At 52.0% G+C, this 24,468-nt stretch carries 18 protein-coding genes and 1 pseudogene; 9 read left to right on the forward strand and 10 right to left on the reverse strand.

The window, feature by feature from the left end:
* The 4 genes from RIFP1SYM_RS07075 to RIFP1SYM_RS07090 all read right to left on the reverse strand — a co-directional run.
* Positions 1 to 710, reverse strand: a 710-nt coding sequence (locus tag RIFP1SYM_RS07075; protein ID WP_039959936.1) for an HlyD family secretion protein, incomplete at its 3' end; no start/stop codon positions are given.
* Positions 707 to 1,381: a CerR family C-terminal domain-containing protein gene (locus RIFP1SYM_RS07080; RefSeq protein ID WP_005961290.1), complete on the reverse strand. Its 675-nt coding sequence runs from the start codon at positions 1,379 to 1,381 to the stop codon at positions 707 to 709. The genes RIFP1SYM_RS07075 and RIFP1SYM_RS07080, both read right to left, overlap by 4 nt.
* A 123-nt stretch (positions 1,382 to 1,504) precedes the next feature.
* Positions 1,505 to 3,550, reverse strand: a complete 2,046-nt coding sequence (locus tag RIFP1SYM_RS07085; protein WP_039959939.1) for an ankyrin repeat domain-containing protein — start codon at positions 3,548 to 3,550, stop codon at positions 1,505 to 1,507.
* The gene (locus RIFP1SYM_RS07090; RefSeq protein WP_039959941.1) at positions 3,537 to 4,856 is read right to left on the reverse strand and encodes an NAD(P)-binding domain-containing protein; all 1,320 of its coding nucleotides are present in this window, start codon (positions 4,854 to 4,856) and stop codon (positions 3,537 to 3,539) included. The genes RIFP1SYM_RS07085 and RIFP1SYM_RS07090 overlap by 14 nt, the downstream gene beginning before the upstream one ends.
* 163 nt (positions 4,857 to 5,019) lie before the next feature.
* Here RIFP1SYM_RS07090 and RIFP1SYM_RS07095 point away from each other — a divergent pair, with 163 nt between their 5' ends.
* Both RIFP1SYM_RS07095 and RIFP1SYM_RS16925 read left to right on the forward strand, forming a co-directional pair.
* On the forward strand, positions 5,020 to 5,934 hold the full coding sequence (locus RIFP1SYM_RS07095; protein ID WP_138921870.1) for a transcriptional regulator: 915 nt from the start codon (positions 5,020 to 5,022) through the stop codon (positions 5,932 to 5,934).
* 101 nt (positions 5,935 to 6,035) lie between these two features.
* Positions 6,036 to 7,550, forward strand: coding sequence for a hypothetical protein (locus tag RIFP1SYM_RS16925; RefSeq protein ID WP_006475047.1), 1,515 nt, complete (start codon positions 6,036 to 6,038; stop codon positions 7,548 to 7,550).
* A gap of 430 nt (positions 7,551 to 7,980) precedes the next feature.
* Here the strand turns inward: RIFP1SYM_RS16925 and RIFP1SYM_RS17985 are convergent, their stop codons facing one another.
* Positions 7,981 to 8,469 (reverse strand): hypothetical protein, encoded by a 489-nt coding sequence (locus RIFP1SYM_RS17985; protein WP_240991669.1) that lies wholly within the window; start codon positions 8,467 to 8,469, stop codon positions 7,981 to 7,983.
* Between the two features lie 1,905 nt (positions 8,470 to 10,374).
* On the opposite strand from RIFP1SYM_RS17985, the gene RIFP1SYM_RS17990 reads away from it, so the two are divergent.
* Both RIFP1SYM_RS17990 and RIFP1SYM_RS17995 read left to right on the forward strand, forming a co-directional pair.
* A complete protein-coding gene (locus RIFP1SYM_RS17990; RefSeq protein WP_240991668.1) occupies positions 10,375 to 10,593 on the forward strand; it encodes a hypothetical protein in 219 nt (72 codons plus the stop codon).
* Positions 10,594 to 10,679: 86 nt separating this feature from the next.
* The gene (locus RIFP1SYM_RS17995) at positions 10,680 to 13,232 is read left to right on the forward strand and encodes a hypothetical protein (RefSeq protein WP_240992049.1); all 2,553 of its coding nucleotides are present in this window, start codon (positions 10,680 to 10,682) and stop codon (positions 13,230 to 13,232) included.
* Between the two features lie 69 nt (positions 13,233 to 13,301).
* Here RIFP1SYM_RS17995 and RIFP1SYM_RS18000 read toward each other — a convergent pair.
* Positions 13,302 to 13,700: pseudogene (locus RIFP1SYM_RS18000) on the reverse strand (response regulator); the annotation flags it as partial.
* Positions 13,701 to 13,814: 114 nt separating this feature from the next.
* Here RIFP1SYM_RS18000 and RIFP1SYM_RS07135 point away from each other — a divergent pair.
* The 3 genes from RIFP1SYM_RS07135 to RIFP1SYM_RS07145 all read left to right on the forward strand — a co-directional run bounded on the left by RIFP1SYM_RS07135 (position 13,815) and on the right by RIFP1SYM_RS07145 (position 16,236).
* Positions 13,815 to 14,903 (forward strand): tetratricopeptide repeat protein, encoded by a 1,089-nt coding sequence (locus tag RIFP1SYM_RS07135; protein WP_006475045.1) that lies wholly within the window; start codon positions 13,815 to 13,817, stop codon positions 14,901 to 14,903.
* Between the two features lie 440 nt (positions 14,904 to 15,343).
* Complete coding sequence (locus tag RIFP1SYM_RS07140; RefSeq protein WP_081417720.1) at positions 15,344 to 15,823, forward strand: c-type cytochrome; 480 nt, start codon at positions 15,344 to 15,346, stop codon at positions 15,821 to 15,823.
* The gene (locus RIFP1SYM_RS07145; protein ID WP_010088819.1) at positions 15,823 to 16,236 is read left to right on the forward strand and encodes a hypothetical protein; all 414 of its coding nucleotides are present in this window, start codon (positions 15,823 to 15,825) and stop codon (positions 16,234 to 16,236) included. Before RIFP1SYM_RS07140 ends, RIFP1SYM_RS07145 begins: the two co-directional genes overlap by 1 nt.
* Before the next feature lie 684 nt (positions 16,237 to 16,920).
* Here RIFP1SYM_RS07145 and RIFP1SYM_RS07150 read toward each other — a convergent pair.
* From RIFP1SYM_RS07150 to RIFP1SYM_RS07165, 4 genes are all read right to left on the reverse strand, one after another.
* Positions 16,921 to 17,379, reverse strand: a complete 459-nt coding sequence (locus RIFP1SYM_RS07150) for a cytochrome c (protein ID WP_005961299.1) — start codon at positions 17,377 to 17,379, stop codon at positions 16,921 to 16,923.
* Between the two features lie 276 nt (positions 17,380 to 17,655).
* Positions 17,656 to 20,763 carry an efflux RND transporter permease subunit gene (locus RIFP1SYM_RS07155; protein ID WP_005961300.1) on the reverse strand — a complete coding sequence of 1,036 codons (3,108 nt, stop codon included), beginning with the start codon at positions 20,761 to 20,763 and terminating at the stop codon, positions 17,656 to 17,658.
* Positions 20,760 to 22,211: an efflux RND transporter periplasmic adaptor subunit gene (locus RIFP1SYM_RS07160; protein ID WP_005961301.1), complete on the reverse strand. Its 1,452-nt coding sequence runs from the start codon at positions 22,209 to 22,211 to the stop codon at positions 20,760 to 20,762. The genes RIFP1SYM_RS07155 and RIFP1SYM_RS07160 overlap by 4 nt, the downstream gene beginning before the upstream one ends.
* On the reverse strand, positions 22,208 to 22,816 hold the full coding sequence (locus tag RIFP1SYM_RS07165) for a TetR/AcrR family transcriptional regulator (RefSeq protein ID WP_005961302.1): 609 nt from the start codon (positions 22,814 to 22,816) through the stop codon (positions 22,208 to 22,210). The genes RIFP1SYM_RS07160 and RIFP1SYM_RS07165 overlap by 4 nt, the downstream gene beginning before the upstream one ends.
* A 419-nt stretch (positions 22,817 to 23,235) precedes the next feature.
* Between RIFP1SYM_RS07165 and RIFP1SYM_RS07170 the strand changes: the two genes are divergently transcribed.
* Positions 23,236 to 23,676 (forward strand): helix-turn-helix domain-containing protein, encoded by a 441-nt coding sequence (locus RIFP1SYM_RS07170; RefSeq protein ID WP_039959956.1) that lies wholly within the window; start codon positions 23,236 to 23,238, stop codon positions 23,674 to 23,676.
* 128 nt (positions 23,677 to 23,804) lie between these two features.
* A complete protein-coding gene (locus RIFP1SYM_RS17410) occupies positions 23,805 to 24,125 on the forward strand; it encodes a hypothetical protein (protein ID WP_138921868.1) in 321 nt (106 codons plus the stop codon).
* Positions 24,126 to 24,468 lie beyond the last annotated feature (343 nt).

Below are 24,468 nucleotides of genomic sequence, written 5' to 3' on the forward strand. Positions count from 1 at the left end.
TTCTGACCTCTGCTGACATACTCATCCGCCTCGATTTTTAGATTCGCTATGCGCAGGTTGAAGGGTGCCTTCACCAAGGTGTGGGCGAGATCCCGCTCTGCCTGGGCCATCTTGGCCTGCAGCAGGCGGCGCTGGGTCGGTAGTAGCGCCAGGGTATTCTGCATGTTCTGCACCTTGGTGCGGTTGGCGAGCATCGCGCGCTCTGCCTCATCAGCGTTGCTCTGGGAGGCGGTGCCGCTCTGCACCAGTTTGCGGATGCGCTCCAGTTCGCCTCTGCTCAGGGCAAGATTGCGCTGCTCGATCGCCAGCGAGGCGTGGGCATTGGCCTCCTGCACATCAAGTTCTGCCAGCGACGCCTTGGCCTGCGCCAGATTGAGTTCGTAGTCGACCGGGTCGATGTGAAACAACTCGGTGCCGGCCGGCAGGATCTCCCCGTTGCGCAGTTGCGCATGGATTTCGACGATACGGCCGGAGACCTGTGCCACGGCGCTCCACACCCGTGCGGGCTGGACTACGCCATAACCTTGCGCAACCGGGGTGAAGGCGAGCTGAGGGGCCTCGATGATGCGCACCACTCGGGCGACTTCGCCGCGCTCTGCTTTTGCCGGCGGCTGTTTGCCGCTGGCGGCCCAGAGCAGGACAGCGATACCGATGGCGATGGGCGGCAGAATCCATAGAACCTGCCAGCGGGATCGGGAGGCGTTTGTCATGATTTCTGTTCCTGCAGAGGGTGGTGGTTGAGTGAATGGAGTGCGAGTGAAGTGACCAGTTCGGTGATTATGCGAACCTCACTGTCGCCGAAGACCGGCAGCCCTAGGCGGCGCAGGATAGTGGTTCTGCCAATGCGGAAGATGATGACCTGTCCGAATAGGGCATGGCTGGTGGTCAGCACTTCGGGGGCATCGGCCGGCAGCCCCCAGACCTTGGCGATCAGTTGCGAGATGACATCGTGCATTGGGGCGAAAATCTGTTTGTAGAGGATCTCGAAGGCCTCGGTGGGGTGGTGCTGTTCGCGGAAGATGAGGCCGGCGGCATCCTCAGTGATGCTGTCCAGCGCCAGGTTTCGCACCAGCCTTGCCATCAGGTTGGCCAGTAGCTGACGGCACTGTTGTGGGGAAGCAGTGAGTGATGCCTGCTGAATGTGTTGCAGATGGGGCGCCATGGTGGTGTGAATCGTCTCGGCAAGATATTCGGCGGTCGCCAGATAGAGCCCCTGCTTGCCACCAAAATGGTAGGAGATGGCCGAGATGTTGGCGTCGGCGGCCCGCACGATCTCACGGGTGCTCACTGCCTCATAATCGCGATGACCGAAGGCCTTCAGGGCTGCCTGCAACAGCCGCTGGCGGGTGTCTGCTGTGTTGTTTTGAAGGTTGCGAGGCATGGGTGTCCGGATTGTTGATGATCTCGATGTCGGCAGAAGATAAAACAGATGATTGAATTAAGTCAAACGTTTGTTTGAATTTTCGGTTGTTGGGTATGGGGGCCACCGGCCTGAAAGGCAGGTTTAGAGTCCTAAAAGCTCAAGCCATTCAGACTTCCCGGTGTGGTTTTGCAGGGCCTCCACAACTGGCTGGTGAGCATTGGCGCTGGCCAGATCGATGGCCTGCTCGCGTTTTTTGTTTCTGAGGCGGGGGTTGGCGCCGTGGGACAGAAGCGCTTTGACGATCCTTACCCTGCCAGCTTCCGCAGCGGCCATCAGTGCAGAGGTGCCATTTTGATTGCGTCGGTTGGGGTCGGCATTCCACGCCAGCAGTTTTTGCACAACAGCCTCGTGGCCCAGGGCTGCAGCCTGGATCAGTGCGGTGTCTCCCGCATGGTTTGTTGAGTCCACATCAATACCGGCACGTAGCAGCTTCACTGTGATCTCGGCAGAGTCGCGTCTGGCAGCCAGCAGCAGCAGGGCGTGGCTGGAACGGTTACTGCGTGCGGGGTTGGCATTTGCTAGGAGCAGTTGTTCCAGGGTTTTTGCCGAGCCGCTGTCGACTGCATACCAGACCGGGGTGCGCCCTTGCAGGTCCGCCGCATTGGGGTTGGCGCCCAGCTCCAGTAGCAGTTGGCTGGTGGCCGCGTCGCCATTGGCGGCGGCGATCATCAGGGGAGTCATGTCACTAGCCCCGCGGCGATCCAGCTCGGCTCCAGTTTTGGCCAGCACCTGGATCACCGCTGGTCGAGCATGTGTCACCGCGATCGAGAGGGGAGTCGCCCGTGTATTGTCGCTGGCATGCGGGTCTGCACCATGTTTGATCAGCAGTTCAGCCAGATCGGCCTGGCCGGCCTTGGCGGCGTAAAAGAGTGGGGTCTGCTGGTTAGCATCTCGGTTGTTGGGCTCGGCGCCGGCCTCCAGCAGCCGGGCTGCGATCGCTAGATGCTGTTGTGCGACAGCACGTGACAGTGCAGTAAACCCCTCGGGATCGTGCTGGTCTACCGGGCTACCCGCTGTCAGGAGCTTGGCGACCACTGCCTCGTTGCCGCGCCAGGCGGCGAGATTGAGGGTAGACCAGCCGGCAAAGGGCTGGTTCTCTCCGGCTACTGGGGTGGTCTGGCGCAGCACAGCCAGATTGGGCGTCTCGGCATGGCCGGGCTGTTTCACCGGCAGGCTGGCGCCTGCGTCTTGGAGGATTTTTACTATCTTGTGGTGACCGCGCAGGGCGGCGATCTCGATGGCGCTCTGCGACTTCTTGTTGGTGGCTGTGAGGTTGGCGCCCCGTTTCAGCAGCAGTTGTACGCTCTTTGTCTGGCCCTTGGCTGCGGCGATGATCAACGGGGTATTGCCGAGCGAGTCAGTGTCCTCCAGGCTGGCGCCGGCTTCGATCAGCCGTGCGGCCAGCTTGGTATCGTTATTCTGTATGGCCTGCTGCAGGGGGCGGTTGCCGAGCCGGTCTGCCAGGTTGGCATCTGCACCCTCTTTGAGCAGCAGGTTAATAACCATCGGGTGGCGGTTGATGATGGCTGACAGCAGGGCGCTTCTCCCATCCTGGTCGGTGGCGTTGATCGGCAGGCCTCGGGCAAGCTCGGCTTTGAGTCTGCCGAGATTGCCGCTGGCGGCTTGACCGATGAATTGGGCGATCTCAGCGGTGCTGAATTGGTTATCGGATGGACGCATGGCTTCGGTAAGCTGCGCCAGCTTCTTTTTCGCCAGCGCATGCTCCTGCCGGGCGGCGGCTGAGTACCAGCGTTGGGCCGTCGTTAGGTTGCTGTCGGTGCCCCATCCGTATTCGTAGAAGTTGCCGAGCTGGTACTGGGCTTTGTCGAGCCCCTGGTGTGCGGCCTTTTTCATCCAGGTGAGGGCGGTGGAAAAATCCTTTTTTACCCCGCGGCCGGCTCGGTAGAGGCCGGCCAGGGCGTACTGGGCGTCGGCATCGCCGGCCTCGGCCAGTTGCTGGTAGATCAGCGCGGCTTCGGTGAAGTGGCGTTGACGGATGGCGCTGCGGGCCTCGTCGAGAGTGGCTGCGGTTGCCGGCAGTGCGGCAGTCAGCAGACAGAGCAGACCGGCCAGCAGCCGGGTGATGCGCCAGCGTTGCTTTGTTGCTATAGGGTCAGGCGGTGCCATGTTTGGTCTCCACGGTAATGCCGATCTGTTTGAGAAAACCGGTGGGAAGAATGCCGCCGGCGCAGATGATGGTCGCATCGTTAGCGATCTCGATCTGCTTGTCGTCCTGCTGGAGGGTTACCTGCTTTTCGGTTATTGCCGTTACATTCGAGCTGAGCAGCACGTTGATACTGCCGCTCTGCTCGGCTGCTTCCAGGCGTTGTCGGTTGCGCTTTTTGGCCCGGCTGAAGGCGCCGCTACGGTAGGAGAGGGTCACCTGGGTGCCAGGTTGTTCGGCAATAGAGGTGGCCGCTTCCAAAGCGCTGTCGCCGCCGCCAACCACCAGTACATGTTGTCCCCGATACTGTTCAGGGTCGATCAGCCGGTAAACGATCTTGCTCAACTCCTCACCCGGTACGCCGAGTTTGCGGGGCGTACCGCGACGCCCGATGGCGAGTAACACCGACTGGGTCTGGTAGCTCCCTTTGTTAGTGGTGACCTTGTATCCGCCTTCACCATCAGGTTCGATGGCCTCGACCCGCTCCTGGTAGCGGATTGAAACCTCAGACTCCCGCTCCACCTGTTGCCAGAATTCGAGCAGCTCCTCCTTGGTGGTCTCTGTGAAGTGGACCTTGCCAACGGTGGGGAGATCGACAGGGGCAGTCATCACCAGCTTGCCGCGGGGAAACTGGTAGACTGTGCCGCCCAGAGACTCCTGTTCCAGCGTGACATAGTTGAGGTTCAACTCGGCGGCGCGCAGGGTGGCGGCGAAACCGGCCGGGCCGGCACCGATGATGACGACGTCAACGGCGTGAGTACGCTTGCGGTCGAGAGATGCATGCAGCGCCTCGAGAGCCTTGACCCCCTGTTCGACCGCATTTTTGATCAGTCCCATGCCTCCCAACTCTCCGGCAATAAAGATGTTCGGCATGCTGGTCTCGAAATTAGACTGCAACACGGGGATGTCGACTCCACGCCGTTCTGTGCCAAATACCAGGGTGATGGCGTCGAATGGGCAGGCGGTTTTGCAGGCGCCATGGCCGATGCAGTTGGTCGGTGCGATTAGCTGTGCCTTGCCCTCGATCAGTCCAAGCACCGGGTGGTTGGCTTGTTCCGGGCAGGCAGTCACGCAGCTGCCGCATCCCATGCAGCGGTTGGGGTCGATCACCGGGTGCAGCGAGGCGGGTTCGGTCAGGCCGGCTTCAGACTCCTCCTGCCAGATGGCGCGGCTGCGCCGCGCCTTGAGCTGCTGGATGCCCAGGTAGATGCTGAAGATGATGGCTAGGGAGGGTAGGTAGATCGTCAGGATGGGCGATAACTCTGTCATGGATTTTGTTTGAGTTGGAGTAAAAGTGTGATTTGAAACTAAGAATAAGTCTAATTGATTTGGAAGGAATGATAGGGGTGCTAGGATTAAAAAACTGTAAAGTTTTCCGACTTTCGAACGACCGAACAGGCAAGATGGGAGATCTATGTCACAAGAGCTGAGCATGACGATGGTTCAAGCGCATAAGCCGCAGGAAGCGCATAAGCCACAGGAGAGGACGAGCAAAAGGGATGGCGCCCCCTTTCTGGGGCTCTCTGGTTGGCTGTTAACGCTGCTGGTTGCAGCGCTGCTCTATGTTGGCTGGATCAACAGTGAAGAGCGCATCTGGACGCCGGAACAGGGCATAGGGTACGCGCTCGGTATCATCGGTGGTTCGATGATGCTCCTGCTGCTGCTCTATTCGATGCGCAAACGCGTGAAGTGGATGCGCCGCATGCTCAGTGTGAAATTCTGGTTCCAGTTGCACATGTTGTTTGGCGTGATGGGGCCAACCCTGGTGGTGTTGCACTCAAACTTCCAGTTGGGCTCTTTGAACGGACGGGTGGCGCTGTTTAGCATGTTGCTGGTTGCCGGCAGTGGTGTGATTGGGCGCTATATCTATTCAAGAATCCACTGTGGCCTCTACGGAAAAAAACAGGTCTTTTCCCGAATGCAGACCGATTTTTCTGTACTGATCGAACAACAGGCAGGACTGCTTGCTGCAGTGCCCGATGCTAGAGAAAGACTGCAGCAGTTTGCGTTGCGGGTGTCGAATCTGCCTGCAGGTGTAGTGAGCAGTTTTATCCGCTGGCTCAGCAGCCGTTGGCAGGCGTACCGCCTCTATCGCCGACTTGAACGGGAGTTGCTGGCGGCGCTCAAGGTGACGGCAGGGGAGCGGCAATGGTCACGCCATAAAGTCAGGGCAAACGTAAAGCAGATGCGGACCTTCCTTCACGAACATCGGGTGGCTACAATCCGCGTGTTGGAGCTGCGTTTCTATGAACGGCTGTTTTCGCTCTGGCACCTGTTGCATCTGCCGCTGTTCATCATGATGCTGATTACGGGTGTGATTCATATATATGCGGTACATGCATATTGAAAATTCACTTTTACTCTCCATTCACTGCAATGTTTTCAGCTCCCGGTCTTTATTCTGCCCGTCTGCTTATTCTGCTGTTGATCGTACTGATTGAGCCAGTCATGGCAGGTGGTGTGCTGGATAGCCTGATCATGCCTGGTGAGGTGATTCAGGGGCATGCCCGCTTTGAACAGCAGTGCGAGCAATGCCATGAGAAGCTGAAAAAGGCTGAGCAGAACAGTCGTTGCCTCGCCTGCCACGACCATCAGAATATTGCGGAGGATATAAAAAACCGCAAAGGTTTCCATGGGCGTTCTGAAAATGTCCGAAACAGCGCATGTAAACACTGTCATACCGATCACAAGGGGCGCTCGGCCCGGATTGTGTTGTTTGATGAAGCCGCTTTTGATCATCAGGCAAGTGATTTTGTCCTCAGGGGGGCACATCAGTCACTAGCCTGTCGCGCCTGCCACCCAAAGAAGCAGGCCTATTCTCAGGCCAAGAGCGACTGTTTCTCCTGTCACGAACAGGATGACAATCACCGTGGTCGACTGGGCAAGAGTTGTGATAACTGTCATCAGGAAGAGGCGTGGAAGCGGGCGGAGTTTGACCACGACCTGGACACTAACTACCCGCTGGAGGGGAAACATCGGGAACTTGGCTGCAAGCTCTGTCACGCGGGAGAAAACTATAAAGATACACCGTTGGCTTGTGTGGCATGTCATCAGCTCAACGATGTACATTCAGGTAAATATGGCAACAGCTGTCCTGCTTGCCACATCACTCAGGAATGGAAGGACCTCCACTTCAATCACGATCTGGATACCAAATACAAGCTTAAAGGTGGGCACAAAAAAGCAAGTTGCAATGGCTGCCATCAGGATAATCCTTATGAGAAAAAGCCGAAGCAGAGTTGTTACAGCTGCCATCGCCTGGATGATGTGCACAAAGGAGTCAATGGTGAAAAGTGTACGAAGTGCCACACAACTCAGGGGTGGAGTGAAGTCGCCTTTGATCATGCCAAGGACACCCACTTTCCTCTTCGTGGTAAGCATGATGGATTGGTGTGCGAGGCGTGCCACAAGGTAGCGGGTAAGAAGCGCGCCTTGCGTATGGAGTGTGTGGCATGTCATATGGATGACGATAGCCACAACGAGCAGCAGGGTGATCAGTGCCAGCGCTGCCACAATGAACAAGGATGGAGCGTCGATGTCCTATTCGACCACGATCTGGGTGGCTTCCCACTGATTGGACAACATTCAGCACTCGCTTGTGAGTCATGCCACATCAGTGGTCGCTTCAAGGATGCAGAAAAGGCCTGTCACACATGCCATCAACAGGATGATGTCCATGAAGGGCGCTTCCTCGATAGCTGCGAGAACTGCCATACCCCTAACGACTGGTCCCTCTGGTTATTCGAACATGCGCGCCAGACCGATTATCCATTGGAAGGCAAACATGAGGGATTGAGTTGTCACTCCTGCCACAAAATAAAAATAGATCCTGATAACAAGATGAGTCAGACCTGCTACAGCTGCCATAGTCAGCAGGACAAACATCGCAAGGCGTTTGGCAGGCGCTGTGAGCGATGTCATACGAGCCGTTCATTCTCCGATATTCAGATGCTGAAGCGATAACCTACCTCGGGTTACAGAGATACGACCAATGAAAAAGATAATGATATCCAAACTCTTCGTGGCTCCAGCGGGGCTGTTGGCGCTACTGCTTGCCTTATCTGTCATCTGGTTGCCCACGGGCAACGCACAAGATGAAAGTTTCGACCACTTCATGACAGGCTTTCCCCTGACAGGTGGTCACAAACGAGTTGAGTGCGAAAGTTGCCATGAAAACGGCTTGTTCAAAGGCACGCCGATTCATTGTACCGGCTGTCATAATAACGCTGCTGCAGAGGGTAAAGGCACGGATCACATCAAAAGCTCGGAGAGCTGTGACGACTGCCATACTACGATGAGCTGGCGGGTTGCCCGTTTTGATCATGGCAGTGTCAGTGAGGCTTGTGAAAGTTGCCATACTGGGCGGCGTGTTGCCGGCAAGAGCGCCAGTCATTTAAGTACCAGTAATAGTTGTACCTTCTGTCATACCACATTCAGTTGGCAACGGGTGCCGCGGGTGGACCACCTGGCGGTGAATGGCAGCTGTGCGAGCTGTCACGACGGCAACCGTGTCACCGGCAAACATGCCAGCCATGTCGAGACCCGCTCGTCCTGCGATACCTGCCATTCCACCAATCGTTGGAGCCTGGCACGGTTTGATCATACGGATGTTGCACCTGGCTCCTGTGCGCATTGCCACAATGGCACCAAGGCGACCGGCAAGCCGACCCTGCATATCCACACCACCGAGCAGTGCGACAGCTGCCACCAGACCAACGGCTGGCAGGTGGCCCGCTTTGATCACAGCAAGACCAATGGCGTCTGCTGGTCCTGTCATAATGGCATCAACAGGCCAGGAAAGAGCAGTAATCACATCAAGACAACAGCGCAGTGTGATACCTGCCATACCACTGAGACCTGGACGACAGGCCGCTTCGACCATTCAAATGCCACAGGCACTTGTGCTTCTTGTCATAACGGAGTCAATGCGACAGGCAAGCACGCCTCCCATGTCAGAACGAATGAGCAGTGTGACGTCTGCCATACATCCACTGCGACATGGAAAACCTCCACATTCAAGCATGTCAATGTTTCTGGTAGTTGTTCTACTTGCCACAATGGATCATCTGCGACCGGTAAGTCCAATAGCCATGTGCCAACTACAGGGCAGTGCGACAGCTGTCATCTCTCTACATCAAATTGGCGCAGTGTCCGGTTTGATCATGACAATGCATCAGGGGCTTGCAGTAGTTGCCATAATGGGGCGCTAGCAACAGGCAAGCAGAGTTCACATGTGCCAACCATAGCCGAATGTGATCGCTGCCATCTCTCCAATACTTCATGGAAGTCGCTGCGCTTCGATCATGCTGCCACCAATGGTTCTTGCAGTAGCTGTCACAATGGAGTCCAGGCAACAGGCAAGCATGTGAGTCATGTACAGACCAGTGCTCAGTGCGATAGCTGCCATCTTTCGACCGGCAGCTGGGAAAGCGTTCGTTTCGATCACTCCAACGTAACCGGCAGTTGTGCCAGCTGCCATAACAGCACGACAGCGACAGGTAAACATGCTAGCCATATCCAAACTACCGCCGCTTGTGATAGTTGCCACAATACGGTCTCCTGGCAAGTTGGCTCTTTTGGCCATGAGGGAGTCACCGGAACTTGCAGCAGTTGCCATAATGGTTCTACTGCAACTGGGAAATCGGCCACTCATGTGGCGACCACTGCACAGTGCGATAGCTGCCATATTTCCACCAGAGTATGGAACAATGTGCGGTTTGATCACGATGCAATATCGGGTAGTTGTTCCAGTTGCCACAATGGCAGCAGGGCTACGGGCAAGAATGTTGATCATCTGAAGACAGTTGCAGAGTGCGATACTTGCCACGTTTCTCAAACCAACTGGAAAACTACCCGCTTTGACCACTCAGCTGTAAATGGTACATGTAGCAGCTGCCACAATGGCCGGACGGCGATAGGTAAACGTGCGGGGCATATTCAGACCTCCGCTGAGTGTGATAGTTGCCATACCTCACAGACAACCTGGGGTGCGGTTCGTTTTGATCACAGTGGGGTTAGTGGCAGCTGCGCCAGTTGCCATAATGGAGCAACAGCGACAGGCAAACCGTCGGGGCATGTTCAGACATCGGCGGCCTGTGATACCTGCCATGTTTCCCAGAGTAGCTGGAGTGCGACCCGCTTTGATCACTCTGGAGTCACCGGTTCTTGCTCTAGTTGCCACAACGGCACAACAGCGACTGGCAAACATGCTGGGCATATTCAGACCTCTGCGCAGTGTGATAGCTGCCATATCTCTCAGACGACCTGGAACGCTACCCGTTTCGATCATTCTGCGGTCAGCGGTTCCTGTGCCAGCTGCCATAATGGAACCACCGCGAGTGGAAAACACGCTGGCCACATCCAGACCAGCGCAGGGTGCGAAACCTGCCATGTCTCCCAGTCCAACTGGAATTCTGTGCGGTTTGATCACGCTGCTGCCACTGGAAGCTGTTCCAGCTGTCACAATGGAACGACCGCCACTGGCAAGCACAGCAGCCATATTCAAACCACAGCAGAGTGCGATGCCTGCCATCTCTCTCAAAGCAATTGGAGTTCAGTACGCTTCGATCACAGTGGCGCGAGCGGCTCCTGTTCCAATTGTCATAACGGATCAACGGCACAAGGCAAACCATCCGGACATTTTGTTACCACTCAGCAATGTGACAGTTGCCACCGTACATCTGCCTGGCAACCGACACTCAGCTACAGTCATCTCTCAGCCAGTTATCCTGGTGACCATCGGGGAAGCCTGAGTTGTACGAGTTGTCATGGTGGCAACAGCCAGATAGTGACCTGGAGCAACGCCGGCTATGTGCCAGACTGCGCCGCCTGCCATGCCAGAGACTATGAGTCGGGGCCACATAAGAAATATGGCAATACCAGGTACTCAGTCAGTGAACTGCGCGACTGCAGTGGTGCCTGTCATGTCTATAGTGATAGTTCGATGACAAAGATCAGTAAGAGCCGAAGCCGGGAGCACCGGGTCTCGGACCGTGATTGGGATTGAGGCGCTTCAAGCAGTGAGATTGCAGCAGGTTGTTTGTAGGGAAACTGCTGCAATCCTCTTCAATAATTAAAACAGGAATAACAGGGTTGGAGATGAATAAACCTATGCAGATGGGGCGTTTTGTCCTTTTCTTTGTGTTACTTGCAATGGGAGCAGGGAAGACCTTTGCTGGCTCGAAGATCATGGACCGGATCGAGACGAAGATTGGTGTGGAAGAGAATCGTATCTCGATATTTTTTAATGTGCCGATGCGGATTGTCAGTCATCTGATCAATGCCAAGCAGAATGAGATAAGCATTCGGATTAAGCCGGTTGTTACGCCGGGTACGGAGAGTGAGTTTCTTACAGGTGATGAAACGTTCTCTTGGAGAGCTACGGCTGAAGTGCCACTTGAAAGGGTGGTGTTTAATGGAAGTCTGATCGGCAATTCCACGCTTTCGCTCTCTTTTGCAACCCCGATTAGTAAATATGAGATCGAGCAGGGAAAGGGTTTTTTCAGTCTCTCTTTGATACTGAAGAAGCAAAAGAAGGTTCAGCAGATCAAACTTCTCGAGCCGGCTGAACTGATTGATGTCCCGCAAACCAAATTACCTGTGCCCTCAAAGGATAAGGAGCAAGCCGTAGTTGAAACGGAAGGGGTGGTAACAGGAGATTATGTGTTGAATCTACTGTCACAAAGAGTCCCGATTGACTTTTCCAAGGTGGCTCCTGTTCCGGTTCCAAAAGGGAGAAAGCTCTATGCCGTTAAGGCTGAAGTCGAGGGTGTGGCATGGTATCGCCTGCGCATGGGCTTTTTTTCAAGCAAAGAAGCAGCAAAGATTGCGAACAGGGAAGTCAGACATTTTTATTCGGATAGCTGGATAGATCTTGCTTCTACTGAAGAGAAAGATCGATTACAGGCAGAGACGGGTGTAGATGCAACGATTGAAACATTGCAGCCTCCTGTATTGCTCCCGAAACGGGATAAAGTCCGATTGGATGCACCGGTTCGCCTGACCAAGATGATGGAGAAGGCACGGGAAATCATGACCGCGCAGGATTATCCTAAAGCGATACGCATGCTGACCGCGATTCTCGAAGAGAAGACGCATGCCTACTCCAAGGAGGCGCTGGAGTTGTTGGGGCTGGCGCGGGAACGGAATGATCAGGTTGCTCATGCCAAGGCGGAATACCGGCGCTACCTCGAACTCTATCCTGAGGGTGAGGATGCCAAGCGAGTTAATCAACGCCTGGTTGGCCTGATCTCTGCGACCCAGACCCCCAAGGAAAAGTTGCGGGAGAGTCGCATTACTACCCAGCCCGGGCAGGAGCGGGAGGCAGAGTGGGAAGTCTACGGTAGTCTCTCGCAGTCCTATCAGCGTGATGCCAGTCAGAGCAACTTTATCGATACCGATGTCAATTTCGAGGATGAGATGGAGAGCGTCAACCGTTCGGAGATTGCCACTAGTCTCGACATCTCTGCCAGACGCCGCAGCCAGGATTATGATCTGCGTTTTCAGTTCAGCGGCGGCTATGATGTTGATCTGCTGACTGGTGGATCAGGAGACCAGAAATCCCTGACTGAGGCCTTCATCGAGCTGGACCGTCAGAGTCAGGGTCTGCTTGGCCGTGTTGGTCGGCAGCGCTTCAGGTCAAGCGGCATCCTGAGCCGATTTGATGGTGGTGTTTTTGGCTATCAATTTAATGAGGATACACGCTTTAATATCTACACGGGCTTTCCCGTCGATTCATCAAAAGATGTCTTCATCCGCCAGGATAAGTGGTTCTATGGCGCCAATATGGAGATGGATGCGCTGATTGATGATGTGGATGTAATCTTGTTTGCTATCGAGCAGCGAACGGATCATCTGGTGGATCGGCGGGCGATTGGCACTGAAGTCAGATATTTTGATGAGAATTTGTCAGTTTTTGGTCAATTCGACTACGACATATTTCACAATGAACTGGCGATGTTTCTGTTTCAGTCGAACTGGAGTCTTACTGACGATACCAAGGCCTATATCAACCTTGATTACCGCTCCAGCCCTATCATTACCACCTCCAATGCGCTTCAGGGTCAGGAAGGCGTCTCCTCCATCAAGGAACTTTCACTCTCTTTCACTGACGACGAGATCTATCAGCTGGCGCTTGATCGAACCGCAAACAGTACAGTGGTCTCCCTTGGCGGCACCCATTTCCTGGCCAGGGATTTCCAGCTGAGCGGTGATCTGACCGTCGCTAATACTTCAGGCACATCCGCTTCCGGTGGGGTCGATGCTACAGCGGCGACCGGTAATGAGTTCTACTACACTTTTCAGGTGCTGAAGAACAACCTGTTGAAGAATGGAGACATCGGTATCCTCAATCTGCGCTATATCGATGCCAATAGTGCCAATACCTACTCACTGACCGCCAACAGCCGTTACCCGGTGACATCGCTATGGCGAGTCAATCCACGCCTGTCTCTGGCCTATCGGGATAGTGATGACGGCACCACCCGCCTCAGCGCGGGTGGACGCCTGCAAGCCGACTATCGGGTCAAGCGTGATCTGCTGCTGGAGATGGAGCTGGGAGCGAGCTGGAATCGGCAGGAGAGTTCTACGACCATCGATACGAGCATCGACTACTTTCTGCTGGCCGGTTACCGCTGGAATTTTTAAACCTTCCCTCCCCCTGCCTGCCTGCCAGCCGGCAGGCAGGCGCCGTAACAGGGCGCGTAGACGGGCAAGCAGTTCCCTGGGATTGAACGGCTTCGCCAGATAGTCGTCGGTGCCCACCTCTAGGTCAATGATGCGATCGACATCCTCACCCTGGTCAGAGAGCATGATGGCCGGGATATCGGTGGATGCGCGCAGTCGCTTGGCGAGCGTCAATCCGTCATCGGCAGGCAATATGCGGTCGAGGGTGTTCAGGCCCGCCGGTTGTGCAGCCAGATAACATTCCATGGCATCGTCGTCCGTGACCACGCCGGTCGAAAAGCTCTGCTCGCCCAGATATCGCTCTAGCAGCTCCCGCAGGCCTGGGTCGTCATCGACGATGAGTATGCTGGTGTTTTTCGGTACCTCGGCGGCAAGCCTTCTAAAAGAGCCTGTTCTGGGTTCGCCCGCTGAAATAGATGCGAAACACATTGCCCGGGTGTGGAAATACTATGGAAACAGTTTTCCTGTAGCTTTTGGTCCCGGAATCCGGCGTGCGAGACATCACCGGTCATTGCTGATGGTTTAAGGGGATTACCAAAGAATATGAATGCCAATATTTTAAAAGGTTACATCACACTGTTACTAGCCTGGCTACTGATAGCCGGGAACAGTCAGGCCGTGTCTGCGGCGGAGCACTTTTCCATCATTGCGGCCATTCAGACAGATTCTGGACGGGATGGGCAGCAACAACACCTGTTATCTGAACCGGCCCTGTCCGTGCCGACCGAGGCCCAACTACAGAAGGTCAAGATTAAAAGCAGGCTCGATGCAGCAAACTCCGCCTATCGACAAAGTATCTTGGCCGTGTCAAGAAAAGACCTCAACGCCGCATACACCTACCTGCAGGAGGCCGTGCAGCTGCACCCGTCAAACCTGGACTATCTCCAGCTAGCATCCCGGCTGGCCTTTGCACTGGGCAAATACCGCGAGGCCGAAACATACCAGGTAATGGTGCTGAAGATTGCCAATGCTAGCTTGCAGGGCGTGGACCACAGAATGGCCGCTTTGCTCGATAACCTTGCGGTCATCTATATCAAACAATCCCGAATGGAAGAGGCCGAGTTTCTGTTGCGCCAGGGATTGGCACTCAGGGAGCAGGCATTGGGGGAGATGCACCCGTGGGTGGCGATCAGTCTCGGTAAGATCGCGAGCCTGAAAATGCATCTTGATCAGCCGCATGAGGTGGAGGGGCTGTTGACGCGCTCTTTGCACATCCTGCAAACGGCCTCAGGTGAGGACCACCCCCATGCTGCTTGGGCAATGCATAGGCTGGCGGATTTTTACCGCAGCCAGCAACGTCTTGCGCCGGCAGAGAGCCTGTATCAGCAGGCGATCGCCATATGGAAGACCGACTCCGGGGATCGGCGCCTGAACCTTGCAGTCAGTCTGAAGGGGCTAGGTGAACTCTACGTAGCACAAGAACGCCTCGATGATGCAAGGGCGCAGTTCGAGCAAATGCTGGCACTCCTGCAGCAGGTATTCGGCGGGGAACATCCCGCCATTGATGCAGCCAGGGACCAACTGGCCAGATTGGACCAAGAACTTCACTCCGGCCAAGATGAAGTGGTGGATGGAGCAGATCGAAGCGAGCATCGAGCAATACTTGGGTCAACTCAACAGCACCGATCATGAGGAGCCATCGATAGCGGATGCACAGACCGCTCGACTGAAGGATAAGGTTGTTGAGGCACTCAAGGAAGAGAGGCTGCGCTTATAAGTGTTTGAAGCCTAAAGACTGGAGGCACCGGACAAGTAGATATCATTGACGTAGCCTAGTGTAGATTGTTTAGACGCGCTACACGCGCATCAAACTATTCAAAAAAACCACAAGAGGAAGAATTAGATATGAAAAATTTACACGTATTAGCCTGGAGTATGTCCTGGCAGCAGGACCAATCAGCATGGCTATAGCTAATGATTATTCCTCCCTTACTGCCGGAAAGATGCTGGAGTTGCATTCACAAACACTGGGGCTGGCACCTTATTAGTGACGAGAATTTTTGTTGTATAGCCAGGTAAATCAAGAGTCCGCACCATGTGTGTGCCTAACTGCTCTTTCTAGGACAAGATCAATGCTGTCACTACGCGTACCATATACGCTCTCATTACTTCTGCCGGCCATGGCCATTATCGGTTGCCAGCATATTGGAATTAATGACTCTAATTCCATCTTTGTCGGCCGCTACACACAATATATGCGGGGAAATATACCGAATCAGTATGCTGATTTGATAAACCCATTGCCCGCGTCTACAGAGAATATTTCGGATGGAAAAAAATTGTATCAAATGCAATGCCAGGTGTGTCATGGCGCATCTGGTGGAGGGGATGGCCTGGCAGGCAAGCAGTTGGTCCCCCGTCCGGCCAATCTTGCGTTTACCCGTAGATTACCGGTAGGCACGGACGCCTTCTTCTTTTGGACCTTGTCGGAAGGCGGCAAACCGTTTGGCACCGCCATGCCTGCATTTGGGGAGCGGCTCTCCGATAAGGAGATATGGCAGATTACCCATTACATAAATATTGGTTTCACCTTGGATCAAGGAACATCGTAATGATTACTAAAAAACGGCCCGCATGGGTCTGGATTGCCGCCATCATCGCAGTGGCCTTTGGCGTGATGACCATTAAATCAGGCGGCAGCGTGCTCTTTATTGATGGAGAAGCCAGACGCGCCGCAGGAAACTATGTCGATTTTGTACTTTGGTTCAACTTTTCTGCAGGTTTTTTCTATGTAGCTACCGGAATTGGTATTTGGCTGGAAAAAGCTTGGGCTCCGGCGGCGGCAATTATCATAGCTACATTGACACTATTGGTCTTTGGCGCCTTTGGAATTCATATCTTTTATGGTGGTGAATATGAACAGCGCACTGTAGCCGCCATGACCTTGCGTTCTGTAGTTTGGATTGCAATCGCTTGGGCTCAGTGGTGTCAAAAAGTGGAGCGAGGCACGAGCGGAGCTTTTTGACACCACTGAGCCCCATTGTTGGGCATAATTCTATGCTGGCCTGTGTCTTTGATTCACAATGCTGCACCGCTCTGAGGACGTAGCGTTTCTGCGGTGGGAAGCTTGAACTGCTTTCCTTGCTGCCCGCACCATTATTCACACCCAAAAATCTATTATCTCCCGGCATGCCCTAGCAGATAATTTCTGCACTAACAACGAAGCCGCATCCTGCCTGAGCCTTGTAAGGCGAGATGATCTTTCGACAGTGACCGATCCAATTAACCACCTATCCGCCATGATGCCGAATAGTTTGGACTCCAAACTGTTCCGACTCTACCCGATTTAAACTTAATTCTCCGTTGCCTTGCACGGCTTATTCTATGGTGATGCCTTAATTGCCCAACGCGATAATGGGCTGCCGCGTTATGTATCCGCGTTGGCCGGCTTAATCACAAGGCTCTTCCCTTGGTTGAGTGGATAAGTTAGCGTTATTGGCCATGAGAGACAAAATCTATATGCCAAGATGTTGGGTATTCATAGCCCCTGTCGGGTAGGCGACACCGAACTGACATTGTCTGTTGGTAAGGTTGTGTGTACTGCATGGTCTAGTCCCTTCATAGTGCCCGATTAAAGGAGAAGATCTTCCTCATCCTTTACGAAACAGTTTGCAGGATAGATCTCGTGAGACCACAACTAGGGATCACTTCAGCGCTGACCATAGAAGTGTTCCTGGAATGATTTGCGGAAACTCTGGTGACAGGCCAGGCAGGTATTTTGCAGCGCTGAGAAGGCCGAGACCACGCCGTAGCCGTTTTTTTCTGCTGCAACTTCACCCAATATATGTGCAGCGTCATGGGTTTCACCATCATAGCCCTTGAACTTGCTTACATTGGTACCCACAAAGCCCAGGATGCGTACTTTCTCGCCGAATGGTGGTTGTGGATGATCAGCTACCTGTGACGCGGCTTTTTCGACAAGTTCCCAGTCCTCACGAGAAATGCCATCGGTGATGGCCTGCATGTTCTTACCCAAGTCTTGCATGATTTTTCTCAAAGCCAGAGGCTCGTTGGAATCAGGCGCAGTCTCGGCAAGCGCCTGACTACTGGCAACTATAATGGCAAATCCAGCAAGCAGGATCGTTCTTATTATGTAGGCAGTTCTCATGTCTAATATTATCCGGTTTTCTATGATGCTTTTATGTTTTTGTTGCCTATCACCGAAGCATGTGCGCCTGGGTAATATGGAATTTACGCGAGCTTTAGGGTACCCCGAACGATTCTGGCTGAGCAGTTATCGATCTTTATTCACGCATGGGAGCTAGAGAGTCTTTGATTAAGTCTGGACGAAGTCGATATTCTGGGTACAAGATATGAGTCCATGACTTGATCAGAAGCTCTCTAGTCATACATTAATTAGAGGCGCCCTTTGCTTCTCCATTAGCTATGCCGCTGACCGCTCTGGCTCCCCTGTTAATTTTACAAAACCAACATCTTCCATAATTGCATACATGGCAGGCAGTACCAACATGATCAATACAGTAGATGTCAACATGCCAAACACAATACTGGTTACCAAAGGGACCAGAATTAATGCTTGTGTACTGGTTTCAAATAGCAAGGGTGTCATGCCAGCAATGGTGGTGACAGAGGTGAGGAAAATGGCTCGAAAGCGATCATATACCGCTTGCCTGGCAGCATCGTGAAAGAGCATGCCTTCTTCTACTCGATATTTCACAAATTCGACCAGCAGGATCGAATCATTCACAACTATACCCGCCAGAGAAACGAAGCCAATCATACTCGGCAGGGTGAAATCCAACCCCATAATCAGATGCCCCCAGATTGCACCGATGAGGGCAAGAGGAATATTAATCATGACGATTAATGGTTCGCGGTAATTTCGAAATTGCAGGCTAAGTAAAAGGAATACCCCAAATGCACCCAGCCCGAAGCCTGAGAGTATAGATAGTTTGGTTTCAGTGCCGTTCTCGACTTCACCTTTAAGTTTAAAAGTAATTTCAGGATAGCGCTCTTGCAATGTGCCTAAAAAGTTTTTTTGTAAGCTTGCGATGACTTCCGAGGTATTGGCGATGTCTGCATCCACATCGCCATATATATTGACTGTGCGCTGGTGGTTGATATGCCCGATTCGAGAAAATTCACGTTCCTCAGTGATGGTGGCGACACTGCCTAAGGGAATTTCCTTTCCAGTTTTTGAAAATACGGTGAAATTATCAAAATCGAGTAACTCATGACCTTGCTGGTTGTCCAGTTTGGCAACAATTTCATAGGCTTCACGTCCCTTGTAAATCTCACTGATTTTAACTTCCAGATAAGCCGACCGCAGTTGCAAGGCAATACTACGGGAATCAATGCCTGCGGCTAATGCACCGGGTTTGAGTTTGATACTGTACTGCGGCTTGCCTGGGCGAAGGTCATCCAGCAAATTGTTTACGCCATTATAACCTCTGAGCCAGTTTTGCACTTCCCATGATGCCCTTGACAATTCATCCATGTCTTGTCCACTCAGGCGAATGTGAATGGCACGTCCCGCTGGGCCTACCTTGGGTTCTTTGTATTGAATACTTAGCACGTCGGGTAGTGCCCCGGTTTTTTGTTTCCAAAGCTGAATTAACTCAAGAATTTTAGTATTGCGTTCTTCAGTGTTAAGCAAATCGATACTGAGGGTTGCCAGATGTGATCCATTTTCTGGGACATCGCCATGTTCGCCGTATGAAAGCTGCACATTTTTAACCAGCTCTTCTGCTTCATTTTGGCTAAGGGTTTTATTGGTTTCATCTAAGGCATTGAGCAGTGTATGCACCACCCTTTCGGTTTCTGCCAATGGTGTGCCTTGCGGCAGTAGAATTCTGGCTTCCAGATTGTTTCCTTCCAGATCAGGGAATGCCTTAAATTTAACTGTTCCAGTTGCAACCAAGCCGACAGAAAAAATCAACATAGCCAGAGCTATGCCGACAGTGATGTAGCGGAACTGCATGGCGAGTTGGGCAGCACGGCCAACTCCATGGCGAAATTGATCGAACAGGATTTCAAATTTCTGTCGCCATCTTGGCGGTGCTTTGTGGTGCGCATGTTCCAGCGAGTGCTTCAGGTGGTGTGGCAACACCAGAAATGCTTCAATTAAACTGATGGTAAGCACTGACAGTAAAACCACAGGCAGGACACCCAATATCTGCCCCAGATCGCCTTTCATCATCAACAAGCTGCCAAATAAAAAGGCGGATGTAAGATAGGAAGAAAAGACGCCGCGAAAAACCTTTTTGGTGCCATCAATAGCGGCATCCAGTGGCGATTTTCCTTTGCGGTATTCATGATCAATATTTTCAGACAGTACTATGGCGTCATCCATTAAAATGCCTATCGCCATAAGCAAGGCGACCATTGAGATCATGTTGATACTCACGCCAAAGACGACCATCATGGCAAGACCACCCAAAAATGAAATAGGTAAGCCCAGAGCAATCCAAAAAGTGTAACGCCATGAAAAAAACAGGAGCAGCATAAAAGTTGCCAGGATCAGACCCTGCCAACCATTTGTTAATAACAATTGTAACCGGTCGCGCACTGATGTGGAGCTATCGTTGACAATGGTCAGCTGTGTTCCTTCAGGCAGAATTTTGTTTTCTTTTTCAACAAACTCAATCAGTGCATCAGCAACTTTTAGTGTGTCGTCAATGGTGTTTTTGCTGATTTTAAGTAGTGCAGCCAGTTTGCCGTTTAGCTCGATGCGTTCTTCAGGCTTTTCAAATTTATCCTCAATTTTGGCAATATCGCCCAGTTTTATTTCACCACCTTCTGGTGTATTGATAATAATGAGATTTGCGAGTTCATTAGCTGTCTTTCTGGCATTATCAAAACGAATCTGATAGGAGGTTTCCGTCGCTTCCAATTTTCCTACGGGTAATTCTAACGCCTGAGCTGCAATTAAGTTGGCAATATCCTGGACACTAAGATTGTATTTTTGCTGAGTATCAGGGCGGATTAATACTTGCAATTGATGCGTGGAGAAACCGTCCATGCTCACGATCGGGACTTGGGGCATGGCAATCAGACGATCACGGTAATACTCTGCCAGTTCTTTTAATTCGGTGGGTGTTAATTTATCTGAGGTGATGGCAATATTAGCAACCGGGTTAATTCTCCCCAACTGTTTGATCACAGGGTCTTCGATATTCTCCGGGAAGTTCTGGATTGCATCAATTTCAGTTTTAATATCATCAGTAAACTCACGTATATTTCCCGCTTCCTGCATTTCCAATGTAAAAATGGCGATATTGTCACGGGCATCACATTCCTGCTCTTTTAAAAAGCTGATACCATCTGTGGCATCTTCCAGTGGGATGCATATGCCATCTTCAATATCGGATGGACTTGCTCCAGGATAGGCAACCGTGACCTGTACCTTGCTGGGCTTAAGTAATGGAAACGATTCTTTATTTAGCCCATTTAGTGAATAAAAACCAATGGCGATTATTACCATCATCAATATATTACTGATGGTGGGATGTGCCGCAAAATAACGAATCATTCCGCATCACCTTCAGTCAAATAATGAGGTGAAGTAAGGCTGCCACTGCCGATAACTTTATTTTCATTAATATCGTTTAGCCTCATGTATTCTTCACCAATAGCGTCTTTGGCTAGCTGCTTTTCATACTCGTCTGCCAGAACAGGTTTGAGAGGCAAACCTTCAATCACAGGAATGACATCGGTAATAATAATTTTTTCACCCTCTTTGATCCCATTGTCGACAATCACTAGTTGTCCTTGTTTGTGAAGAATGTTCACCGGGCGAATTTCTAACCGATTATTTGCTTTGGCGACATAGACGCGTCCCTGGTGGATGGCCTTTCTTGGTAAAATCAGCATCTCATGTGGGGGCGTGAAAAATTCGACGGCTGCATACATGCCTTGTAGCAAGGGTGGACGCTTGCCAGGAATGACGTCTTCATAGGGATTGTTGACAGCAACGACTAAGTCAATCGTATCCCGGTCAGGATCAATAGACTCGCCTATTCGCAGTAATTCACCTCGCCATCTTGCAATATTCCCTTTGTATCCGACCAGGCTAACGTTCGCCTCCAGCTGAATTTTCGAGAATGCAGACTGCAAGTCTTCCGGGTTTTGCAAATTCAAACTGTGTTTGCCAAGCCCCATTAGCAGTGGGTAAAACTGACGCACGGGTAGTTGGGCATTGATTTCAACGGCCTGTGTGCCCAATGCTTCAAACAACACGCTGCCAACGGCAGTATACTCACCTTTTTCTACTGAAACCTTGCCGATACGAGCATCAAAAGGCAGACGAATTTCGGTGCGCCACAGAGTATCTTTACTTTGAGCAAGCTGGGTTTTGGATTGTTTGATTTGCGCCTGGGTTGCGGATTTACGACTGCTGAAGCTTGCCAGTTTTCCCTGTAAATCTTCGACCTGCTGGCGTAGTTGTAAAATCTTCTGTTCTTCTGCATCAACGGCTGAACGAGAAATTAAACGTTTCTCCCAGATACTAAGCAAGCGATCTAATTCTTTTTGGCCGGTCTGTAGGTTTTTTTTGGCAATTTTGAGAGAGCGCTGGGTGGTTTTTTCTTCAACTTCCAATTGTTTTAAGGAAAATTGGCTGCCTGCTAGTCCTGCCTTACTTTTATCAAGGGAAAACTCATAGGTGGTTGGTTCAATGCGTAGAACCACGGTACCTTTTGCCAGGCTGGCGCCTTTTTTCAAGGATGGGTGGATATAACTGATCTTGCCAGCAACTTCCGTCTTAGCTTTCAACAAAACGGCAGGCTCTACATATCCATAAGCAATGGCACGACTGCGGAAAGGGATCTTCTTAGCTGTAATGACTTCCACTGTTTTGGTGGGGAATTGCAGTTCCTCATGTTCGATAGGTGGCCTGGATTTTACTTTGAAAATCACCAAGGCCAGGGCTGCAATAACAATCAATGGTAGAATAAACGGTTTTTGAAAGAATTTTTTCATAAGTTCCGCTCAATTCCACGGCGATAGATCGCAAAAACCCCGGGCACCTTGTCTTGCATATTTCCAGTATCCCCAGCCAGTAATGACTGCATAACCAGACCTTGAATGGTGCCTATGAACAAGGTACCCGCAGCCACAGTATCAACAGCCGGATCAATTTCACCTTCGGCCTTACCTTTCTCTATCAATACTGCCACACGCTCACTGTATTTCCGGATCAGGGTGCGCGCCATGCGCTTGGCTGCTGTATCCTCAGCACGCTGTAATTCACCAAACAACATACGTGGCACACCTGGATGGGCAGAGACAAAATCAATATGGGTCATAAATACCGCTTCCAGTGCTGTAACTGGAGTTGTTGCAGCCTTTGCCGCCGCGTCTACTCGCGCCAGCAGGCGTTCCGCGACCCATTCCATCACCGCCTGCCAGATGGCCTCTTTATTTGGAAAATGACGGAACAGCGCCCCCTGGGTCACGTTCATGTATCTGGCAATGGCTGCAGTGGTGATGTCGCTTGGGTTTTGTTCCGCGGCGAGGTCAACCACGGCTTCAACAGTAACTGCGCGACGTTTATTTGCAGGCAGATGTTTGCTGTTTGAGGGCATGTTATCTCCACAAGATAGTAATTAATCACTATCTTGTGTCATTGGGCGAACAATGTCAATTCCAAGTAGATCTAATCGATTACCCTGTGGAAAGGAGCTATTCCGCCCTAAACGGAAGGGAGGATATCGAATAGGTAGATCCACCTTGAGGTGGATCTACATTTCTAATGTCGTGGTGTACCCTCTTTAACGAAATTCGCATGGGCAGTTCGCCAAAAATGGGTTTGCGATTGACCGAGATCAATGATGTGTCATTCTTGCCAAGGAGTAGAGGTCCTTGTTGGATTTTCCTGCCTAAATAATTAGAAGGCATAGATTCTAGCTGTTATGGGGTTAGGTCCTGCTCGACCAATAAAATCCAATTGGCTGGGGTAACAATAAACAGGTCGATGCTAGGCGCGTCCTTTGGAGGGGGAGGCATGGCAAGGCAACTGACGGATGTGGACTTGGGAGTTCTGAAGGAAGCTCTCAAAGGGGAGATCCACCACGCGGCTGAGAAGCGCTATCTACATCGTTTGCATTGCGTATTGCTGGTCAGTGCAGGTCAGGAGTGCAGCAGCGTGGCCAACTGGTTTGGTGAAAGCTCCCGTTCGGTGGAGCGCTGGGTCGACAGCTATTATGAATTTGGCCCGCTGGGCCTGAAAGATGACGACAAGTCTGGGCGCTTGGCCAGCCTGGATGCGGATCAGTTCCAGTTCCTGCTACGAGAGATCGCGGTGACACCCGAGTGCTTGGGTTATTCGGTGTCCCGCTGGAGTGGCAAGTTGCTACAACAGCATCTTCAGAAACACTATCAGGTGGATCTCGGCTTGCGGCAGTGTCAGCGGATCCTGCGGGAGTTGAAAAATAGTTGCGGGTGAGGGGAGTAACCAGCGGAAAGGTTTTCCGGCCCCTCCAGGGGTGCTCGTTAAGCTACTTGCTAAGGAAGCTCTGAGCAACCCCAAAGATTCCGATTATTTCTTTTCAGCAGACACTATCAGCCAGATCAGTGAGCGATGCAAAATTCAACAGCGTAGCAATTTTCGATGCTATATCAGAAGGTGAGCTGAACACAGCGCGCCATCTCCGTGAAGACCTTATGGATATTGCAGAGTACATCGCTCATGGCCTTGACGTGCGCTATTTTCGCGTGGACTCAGCTGATGATATGGAGTCTTGTATCTCAGTTCTTCTGGGCGAGGCTACTGAACATGGCTTAATTCCGTGGGGTCATATAGAAGGGCACGGCTCAACTGACGAAAGCGGCTTTAGAACAGTCGATACTCATATTTTAGCTGGACTCGCCTTAAAGGACTTATCACGCCATTGAATATGGTCACTGATTTCAATCTCATTCTTATTTTGGCGACATGTTATGGGGGGCGGGAGCCATTACTACGATAGATCGCGAACCTGTCCTTGGGTTAATTGGCCAACTAAGGAAGTTGAGGCCGGTGAAGTCGAAACTGACTTTTTCTGTTTATAAAACATATTTTCGAAGTCAATCACTTAATAGGGCTGTAAGAGCGCTGACCTCTCGAGGGCCTTCAAGTCTTTATTGCCGGACTACGGCTGAAAAGTTTTCTATATAGTATGGGCAAGCTACAAAAGGAATGAATGTTCTGAAAAACGAATAAGGGCTTCTGTCATTTGAAATGGCAAAACCTAAGAAA

Source organism: endosymbiont of Riftia pachyptila (vent Ph05) (assembly GCF_000224455.1).
Taxonomy (GTDB): domain Bacteria; phylum Pseudomonadota; class Gammaproteobacteria; order Chromatiales; family Chromatiaceae; genus Endoriftia; species Endoriftia persephonae.

What these genes read in the sequence shown, in the direction of transcription:
- RIFP1SYM_RS07080 (WP_005961290.1), bottom strand. Translation starts at nt 1,381, where the DNA reads ATGCCTCGCAACCTTCAAAACAACACAGCAGACACCCGCCAGCGGCTG.
- RIFP1SYM_RS07085 (WP_039959939.1), bottom strand. Translation starts at nt 3,550, where the DNA reads ATGGCACCGCCTGACCCTATAGCAACAAAGCAACGCTGGCGCATCACC.
- RIFP1SYM_RS07090 (WP_039959941.1), bottom strand. Translation starts at nt 4,856, where the DNA reads ATGACAGAGTTATCGCCCATCCTGACGATCTACCTACCCTCCCTAGCC.
- RIFP1SYM_RS07095 (WP_138921870.1), top strand. Translation starts at nt 5,020, where the DNA reads ATGACGATGGTTCAAGCGCATAAGCCGCAGGAAGCGCATAAGCCACAG.
- RIFP1SYM_RS16925 (WP_006475047.1), top strand. Translation starts at nt 6,036, where the DNA reads ATGGCAGGTGGTGTGCTGGATAGCCTGATCATGCCTGGTGAGGTGATT.
- RIFP1SYM_RS17985 (WP_240991669.1), bottom strand. Translation starts at nt 8,469, where the DNA reads ATGGTCGAAGCGGCCTGTCGTCCAGGTCTCAGTGGTATGGCAGGTATC.
- RIFP1SYM_RS07135 (WP_006475045.1), top strand. Translation starts at nt 13,815, where the DNA reads ATGAATGCCAATATTTTAAAAGGTTACATCACACTGTTACTAGCCTGG.
- RIFP1SYM_RS07140 (WP_081417720.1), top strand. Translation starts at nt 15,344, where the DNA reads ATGCTGTCACTACGCGTACCATATACGCTCTCATTACTTCTGCCGGCC.
- RIFP1SYM_RS07145 (WP_010088819.1), top strand. Translation starts at nt 15,823, where the DNA reads ATGATTACTAAAAAACGGCCCGCATGGGTCTGGATTGCCGCCATCATC.
- RIFP1SYM_RS07150 (WP_005961299.1), bottom strand. Translation starts at nt 17,379, where the DNA reads ATGAGAACTGCCTACATAATAAGAACGATCCTGCTTGCTGGATTTGCC.
- RIFP1SYM_RS07155 (WP_005961300.1), bottom strand. Translation starts at nt 20,763, where the DNA reads ATGATTCGTTATTTTGCGGCACATCCCACCATCAGTAATATATTGATG.
- RIFP1SYM_RS07160 (WP_005961301.1), bottom strand. Translation starts at nt 22,211, where the DNA reads ATGAAAAAATTCTTTCAAAAACCGTTTATTCTACCATTGATTGTTATT.
- RIFP1SYM_RS07165 (WP_005961302.1), bottom strand. Translation starts at nt 22,816, where the DNA reads ATGCCCTCAAACAGCAAACATCTGCCTGCAAATAAACGTCGCGCAGTT.
- RIFP1SYM_RS07170 (WP_039959956.1), top strand. Translation starts at nt 23,236, where the DNA reads ATGGCAAGGCAACTGACGGATGTGGACTTGGGAGTTCTGAAGGAAGCT.